This window comes from Streptomyces sp. NPDC056734 (assembly GCF_042790455.1).
Taxonomy (GTDB): Bacteria; Actinomycetota; Actinomycetes; order Streptomycetales; family Streptomycetaceae; genus Streptomyces.
Map to the genome: position 1 here is coordinate 1 of NZ_JBHTZD010000037.1, position 6,447 is coordinate 6,447.

At 72.8% G+C, this 6,447-nt stretch carries 6 protein-coding genes and 3 pseudogenes; 5 read left to right on the forward strand and 4 right to left on the reverse strand.

What is annotated here, in order from left to right:
- Nucleotides 1-295: pseudogene (locus ACFRFC_RS35605) on the reverse strand (hypothetical protein); the annotation flags it as partial.
- A gap of 241 nt (nt 296-536) precedes the next feature.
- Between ACFRFC_RS35605 and ACFRFC_RS35610 the strand changes: the two are divergent.
- The 3 genes from ACFRFC_RS35610 (at nt 537) to ACFRFC_RS35620 (ending at nt 2,255) form a co-directional block, all read left to right on the forward strand.
- Complete coding sequence (locus ACFRFC_RS35610) at nt 537-1,178, forward strand: uridine kinase (protein WP_382688527.1); 642 nt, start codon at nt 537-539, stop codon at nt 1,176-1,178.
- A 91-nt stretch (nt 1,179-1,269) separates the two neighbouring features.
- On the forward strand, nt 1,270-1,680 hold the full coding sequence (locus ACFRFC_RS35615) for a PPOX class F420-dependent oxidoreductase (protein ID WP_382688524.1): 411 nt from the start codon (nt 1,270-1,272) through the stop codon (nt 1,678-1,680).
- Nucleotides 1,681-1,826: 146 nt separating this feature from the next.
- The gene (locus tag ACFRFC_RS35620) at nt 1,827-2,255 is read left to right on the forward strand and encodes a CBS domain-containing protein (RefSeq protein ID WP_382688521.1); all 429 of its coding nucleotides are present in this window, start codon (nt 1,827-1,829) and stop codon (nt 2,253-2,255) included.
- 94 nt (nt 2,256-2,349) lie between these two features.
- Here the strand turns inward: ACFRFC_RS35620 and ACFRFC_RS35625 are convergent, their stop codons facing one another.
- Complete coding sequence (locus ACFRFC_RS35625; RefSeq protein WP_382688518.1) at nt 2,350-3,477, reverse strand: magnesium and cobalt transport protein CorA; 1,128 nt, start codon at nt 3,475-3,477, stop codon at nt 2,350-2,352.
- Between the two features lie 169 nt (nt 3,478-3,646).
- Between ACFRFC_RS35625 and ACFRFC_RS35630 the strand changes: the two are divergent.
- Nucleotides 3,647-3,805, forward strand: a pseudogene (locus tag ACFRFC_RS35630) (SAM-dependent methyltransferase); the annotation flags it as partial.
- A gap of 64 nt (nt 3,806-3,869) precedes the next feature.
- Here ACFRFC_RS35630 and ACFRFC_RS35635 read toward each other — a convergent pair.
- Together ACFRFC_RS35635 and ACFRFC_RS35640 are read right to left on the reverse strand one after the other, a co-directional pair.
- A pseudogene (locus ACFRFC_RS35635) lies at nt 3,870-4,851 on the reverse strand (carbohydrate kinase family protein).
- Nucleotides 4,833-5,744, reverse strand: coding sequence for a pseudouridine-5'-phosphate glycosidase (locus ACFRFC_RS35640; protein WP_382688516.1), 912 nt, complete (start codon nt 5,742-5,744; stop codon nt 4,833-4,835). The pseudogene ACFRFC_RS35635 and the gene ACFRFC_RS35640 overlap by 19 nt, the downstream one beginning before the upstream one ends.
- Before the next feature lie 96 nt (nt 5,745-5,840).
- On the opposite strand from ACFRFC_RS35640, the gene ACFRFC_RS35645 reads away from it, so the two are divergent.
- Nucleotides 5,841-6,269, forward strand: coding sequence for a VOC family protein (locus ACFRFC_RS35645; RefSeq protein ID WP_382688513.1), 429 nt, complete (start codon nt 5,841-5,843; stop codon nt 6,267-6,269).
- The last annotated feature ends 178 nt before the right edge of the window (nt 6,270-6,447 follow it).

The following is a 6,447-nucleotide window of genomic DNA, read 5'->3' on the forward strand; positions in this document are numbered from 1 at the left end:
GCCGCCTGCCGCCTGCCGCCTGCCGCCTGCCGCCTGCCGCCTGCCGCCTGCCGCCCCACGTCCCTTCGCCCGCGTCCCGTAGACGGCCGCGTCTCCGCGCCTCCCTGTCGGCGACACAGCACGCCCCGCCCCGGCCCAGCCCCGCCACCTCGACCAGCACGCCCCGGCGTTCACAACGCGCCCGGCGCCGGTTGAACAACACCACGACCACCGACAGCCCGCTCTCCTCGCGCGCCCTGCGGGTCAGCGCCCGTGTCGCCGCGCGGCAGATGGACCAGCTGCCCCAGATCGGCACAGCCGGGACAACGGGGCGCCACCTCCAGCACCAGCATCGCCTGCGCCCCACGCCCGCAGGCCGCACAACGCTTGCGTCTCAGGGGCTCGACGGCGAGAAGTCCGGGCGAGGAGAGAGGGGTTGGGCCTGTCGACGGTGTCGCCATGTCCGCTTCCGTCCCGGCCCCGGCACCCCTTCCACGCGACGGCCCCCACCGGCCGCGGTGTTCCGGTGCCCGACCGGACTGACCGATCATGGTCGGGTGCGATTCGAAGCGATCACCTGGGACCGGCTCGGCGACCTGCTCGCCGACCGGCTGCTCGACCTCGAACCGGCCGACGGCAGCCCCTGGCCCCGTATCGCCTTCGACGGCGCTCCGGCGGCCCGCCCCGGTGACCTCGCCGAACGTGTACGGGAAGCCCTGCGGGTCCGCGGCAGGCCCGCGCTCTGCGTCGGCGTCGAGGGATTTCTCCGACCCGCCTCGCTGCGGCTGGAGCACGGACACCGGGACGTGGACGCCTACCTCGACGGCTGGTTCGACACCGGCGCCCTGTGGCGCGAGGTGTTCGGCCCGCTCGAACCCGGCGGTGACGGCCGCGTCCTGCCCGACCTGCGCGATCCGGCCACCGACCGCGCCACCCGCAGCGACTACGTCCGACTCCCGCCCGGCGGAACGCTGTTGCTCCACGGCCCCCTCCTGCTCCGGCACTGGTTCCCCTTCGACCTCACCGTCCACGTCCTCCTCTCCCCGGCGGCCCTGCGCCGCCGCACCCCCGGGGCCGACCACTGGACCCTCCCCGCCTTCGAGCGCTACAGGGCCGAGACCGATCCGGCCGGCACCGCCGATGTCCTGGTCCGCGCCGACGACCCGCGCCACCCGGCGTGGGGCGGCGGGAAGGGATGACCGCGCGGCGGCGCCGGTCGTCCACCGATGCCGGTCGACGGATTTCAACGAAACCCCTTTATGTGCGCGTGCATATACCTAGGGTGGGGTCATGAACGACTCCACCGCACCCGTCACTTTCGACGCTGCCGTCCGCGCCCTCCTCGACGGCAAGAATTTCGCCGGCGTCGCCACCATCGGCCCCGACGGCGCCCCGCAGAACTCGGTCGTCTGGATCAAACGCGAGGACGACACCGTGCTCTTCTCCTCCATCGACAACCGCCAGAAGGTGCGCAACCTGCGCCGCGACCCCCGGATCAGCCTCTCCGTCTACGACCTCGCCAACCCGTACACCTCGGTCGAGATCCGCGGCACCGCCGAGATCCTTCCCGACGAGGCCAAACGGCTCCCGCGCGAGCTGTCGCACAAGTACCTGGGCGCCGACCCGCCCGGGGAGAGGGACGACCAGGTCCGGGTGATCGTGCGCGTGGTGCCGCACAAGATCATCGGATTCTCGGCCTGAGCCGATGGGCCCGGACACCGGAGCCCGGTCCCGGCGGCACCCGGCGGCTCCGGGTGCGTGGGCCCCGTGGCGCGGCGAGAATGAGGGCGCCGGGACCAGCGGCGTGTCCCGCGTCGCGACGGCCGCCCGGCACCGGGAGGTACTTCATGACCACCGCCGGAGACATCATGCACCGTGGTGCCCAGTGGATACCCACCCACGAGACCCTCGACCGCGCCGCCCAGCTGATGCGTGAGCTGAACGTCGGCGCCCTGCCCATCGGCGACCCCGACGACCGGCTCTGCGGCATCCTCACCGACCGCGACATCGTGATCGGCTGTGTGGCCATGGGCCACGACCCGGCCAAGGTCACCGCGGGCGAGATGGCCCAGGGCACCCCCCGCTGGATCGACTCGGACGCCGATGTCAGCGAGGTGCTCCACGAGATGCAGGAGCACCAGATCCGCCGGTTGCCCGTCATCGAGAACAAGCGTCTCGTCGGCATGATCAGCGAGGCCGACCTGGCCCAGCATCTGACGGACGGCCAGATCGCGAGCTGGGCCGAACGCGTCTACGCCCGGAGCGCCACGCGCTGACCCGCGCCTGCGCGGCTCCGGTACCGGCGCTGACCCGGGCCTACGCGACACCGGCACCGGCGCCGGGCTCCGACCCGCGCCGGTGCGACACCCGTCAAAGCCAGCCGATCCGCCGGAAGCGGCGGTACAGCGTCACGCAGATCACGGATATGACGCCCATGACCATGCCGTAGCCGTAGCGCCAGTGCAGCTCCGGCATGTTGTCGAAGTTCATCCCGTACATCCCGCAGACCATGGTCGGCACGGCGATGATCGCCGCCCACGCCGTGATCTTCCGCATGTCCTCGTTCTGCGCGACCGTCACCTGTGCGAGATGGGCCTGGAGTATGGAGTTGAGTATTTCGTCGAACGCGGCGATCTGCTCCGCCGCCCGCTGCTGATGGTCGGAGACATCGCGGAAGTACGCCCGTATCTCCCCGTCGACGGTCCGCAGGGTCGGGTCGGACAGCTCCAGCAGCGGACGGCCCAGCGGCGCCACGGCCCGCTTCAGCTCCAGCAGTTCCCGCTTGAGCTGGTAGATACGGCCGGGGTCGGCCCGCGCCCCGTTCTCCGCGAAGACGTCCGTCTCGACCTGGTCGATGTCCTCCTGCACGGACTCCACGACATTGAGGTAGTCGTCGACCACATGGTCCGCCACCGCGTGCAGCACCGCCGACGGACCCTTCGCGAGCTGCTCGGGCGACGCCTCCAGCTCCTCCCGCAGCGGCCCCAGCGAGCCATGGCTGCCATGCCGCACCGTGATGACGAAGTCCCGGCCGACGAACACCATGATCTCGCCGGTGTCCACCACCTCACTGGTCGCGGTGAGTTCCTCGTGCTCGACATAGGTGACCGTCTTGAACACCGCGAACAGCGATTCGCCGTACCGCTCCACCTTCGGCCGCTGATGGGCCTCGATCGCGTCCTCCACCGCCAGCGGATGCAGATCGAACAACTCGGCGATCCCGGCGAACTCCCGGGCCGTGGGCTCATGCAGCCCCAGCCAGACGAAGCCCTCGCCCGTCTTGCGCACCCGCTCCACCGCGTCCACCAGATCCACGCAGGTGGGAACCCGGCACCCGTACTCGTAGGCCACGCAGTTGACCACGGACGAACCCAGCGGGGACCGGGCGGGATGGCTCAGATCGACCCGTCGGCGCCGCCGCGCCATCCGGGCCACCCGGCGCAGGCCGTCGACCGCGCCGAGGCTGGTGACCTTCCGCAGATTCCCTGCCATGGACATCGTGATCTCCTTGCGTGAATTCCCCCCGTGCCGCGTCTCCGCAGCCCTGTCGCGCCAGTTTGCCAGGGCTGGGTCAACACCGTGTAAGCCTGTGGATAGCGGGGATTCCGCTTTGTTCCCGCCTGTGGACAACTTTGTTCTCGCTTGTGGGCAAAGGAGGTTCACAGGTCAGGTCGGCCCGACCGGAAAGGCCGCCTCCGGGGTCCTCACCACCGACATCGACACCTCGCGGACGACCACCTCCGCCGCCCGCCCCCCGATCGAGGTGTGCCGTCACGACGTGGGCACCGACGGGCCGCCGGGGCAGAGCTTCGACCTGGCGCACGCCGCTCCAGCCACTGCCCGCCCTGCCCCGATGCGCAGGGAATCGAGGGCTCCTTCACCAGCCCTCGTCAGACCGCTGATTCCCCCCTCTCCCGGCCTCCGCGACGCCTCGCCCCCGCAGGTCTGCCGCCCACCCGCTCCACCGCCGCCGCTCCCGCCCGGCACCCCTGCGCCGCCGCCTCCTCGACCCCGGCCCCCGCGACCAGCGCCGCGAGGAAGGCCCCCGTGAAGGCGTCCCCGGCGCCGGTCGTGTCGTGGGGCGTCGCCGCAACCGCCGGTACGCGCGCGTACCGCCCCCTCCCAGGCCACCAGCGCACCCCGCGCCCCATGCTTGGCGACCACCAGCGGCACCCGGCGGCTCAACTCGGCCGCCGCCTGCGCCGCGTCGGACAGTCCCGTCAGCAGAACCGCCTCCGCACTGCTCGGCAACAGCACATCGAGCCCCGCGACCAGCGACAGGAACCGGGCGACGCCCAACTCCCGCAGAAACCCCACGGACGCCGGATCCAGACTCACCGGCACACCCCGCTCACCCGCCGCCGCCAGCGCCACGCCCACCAGGGCCCGGCCCGACTCCGAGAACAGCAGATACCCCGACAGATGCAGCCGTACGACCCCGTCGAGCAGGGCGTCCGACCAGTCGCCGGGACCGATCCGCAACGACGCCCCGCTGTCGGTCAGGAACGTCCGTTCGGCATCCGAGCCCGCGTCGACGAGGCAGATCACCGTCCCGGTCGGCGCCCGCGGATCGACCACCAGCAACGGCCGTACACCGCACGCCGCGAGTTCCCGCTCATGCCATCCGGCCGTGTCCGCGCCGACCCGCCCGAGCAGCCGTACGTCCGCGCAGCCCCAATGCGCCGCCCAGCAGGCCACATTGGCGCCCGCGCCACCGGGCACCGTACGGATCGCCGCGACCGTGTCGGTCCCGGCCGCGAGCGGCCCGCGATGCCGGGCGACCACATCGGTGATGACATCCCCGACGACCAGCAGCGCCCCGCGCGTGCCCGCGGGGCCCGCACCGGCCTCCTTCACTCCGCCTCGGCCCAGACCCCGGCGATCTCCGCCGCCAGCCGCACATTCCCCCGTACCGCCGCCAGGTTGGCCGCCAGGGAGGCACCGTCGGTGTGGCGCACCAGGTAGTCCAGGAGGAACGGCGTGACGCCCTGACCGGTGACGCCCCGCGCCTCGCACGCGCGCAACGCGTCGGCCAGCACGCGCGCGTGCAGCGCGGGATCCAGCTGATCCTCCCGGGGCACCGGCTGGGCGACGATCAGCGCCGAGGCGGGCCCGCCGAGCGCGTCCTGCGCCCGCATGACGTCCGCCACCTGACCGGGCGTGTCGAGCCTCCAGTCCACCGGATGGCCGGAGTCGGCGAGATAGAACCCGGGGAAGCGGTCCGTTCCGTATCCGGCGACCGCCACGCCGAGCGTCTCCAGCCGCTGCAAGGTCGCCGGGACGTCGAGGATCGACTTGACGCCCGCGCACACCACCGTGATCCGGGTCCGCGCGAGCAGCCCCAGGTCCGCCGACTCGTCCAGCGTCACCGTCCACTCCCGGTGCACCCCGCCGAGCCCGCCCGTCGCGAACACCCGTACGCCCGCCCGCGCCGCCAGCAGCGCCGTCGCCGACACCGTCGTGGCACCGCTCGCCCCGGACGCCACCGCCAGCGGCAGATCCCGGTGACCCAGCTTGCGGATCCCGTCCTCGGTGGCGATCCGCTCCAGCTGCGCCTTGTCGAGGCCGACACACGGCCGCCCGTCCAGCACGGCGATCGTCGCCGGTACGGCCCCCTGCTGCCGTACGACCGCCTCCAGTTCCTCCGCCACCCGCAGATTGCGCGGCCGGGGGAGCCCGTGCGCGATGATCGTCGACTCCAGGGCCACCACGGGACGCCCCGCCTCGACGGCCTCCCGTACCTCTTCGGACACCACCGGCGTCACATCTGCCTCCTGTCAGTCGTCCTGCCTCATCTCTGGCGGGCGCCGCCCGCCGCCAAACCCTTTGCGGCCCGTCCGGCGGCCCACCAGGCTGGAGGCATGACGGACAACCTGACACGTCTCGACCATGTGGTCCTCTGGGTGCGCGATCCGATCACCGCGGCCGGCTTCTACGAGCGGACGGTCGGCCTCGCGCCCCTGCGGCTCGCCGAATTCGCGGCGGGCAAGGTCGCGTTCCCCTCCGTACGGCTCAACGAGGAATCCATCATCGACCTGATGCCGCTCACCATGGCCGAGCGCATGACGATGCTGCCCGGGGCCGCACAGAGCGCGGGCCACCCCGTCAACCACGTCTGCGTCGCCCTCCCGCAGGCCGGCTTCGACGCCCTCCACACCCGGCTGCGGGACCACGAGATCCCCCTGTCCGACGTCTCCCACGACTCCTACGGCGCCCGCGGCCCGGCCCGCCGCAGCTTCTACTTCCGCGACCCGGACGGGAATGTCATCGAGGCCCGGCACTACGAGTGACCGGCGGGCGGCGGCCCGAGCCGGCCCAGGAACCCGGAGCGCGCACCACACGGGATCCCGGGATCGCCGGACTGTCGTGGGGGGGGGGGCGGGGGGCGGGCCCGCCCGGGGGCGGGCCCCCCCCCGCCCCGCGGGGGCCCCCCCCGCCCCCCCCCCCGCGGCGCCCCCGCGGGGAGGG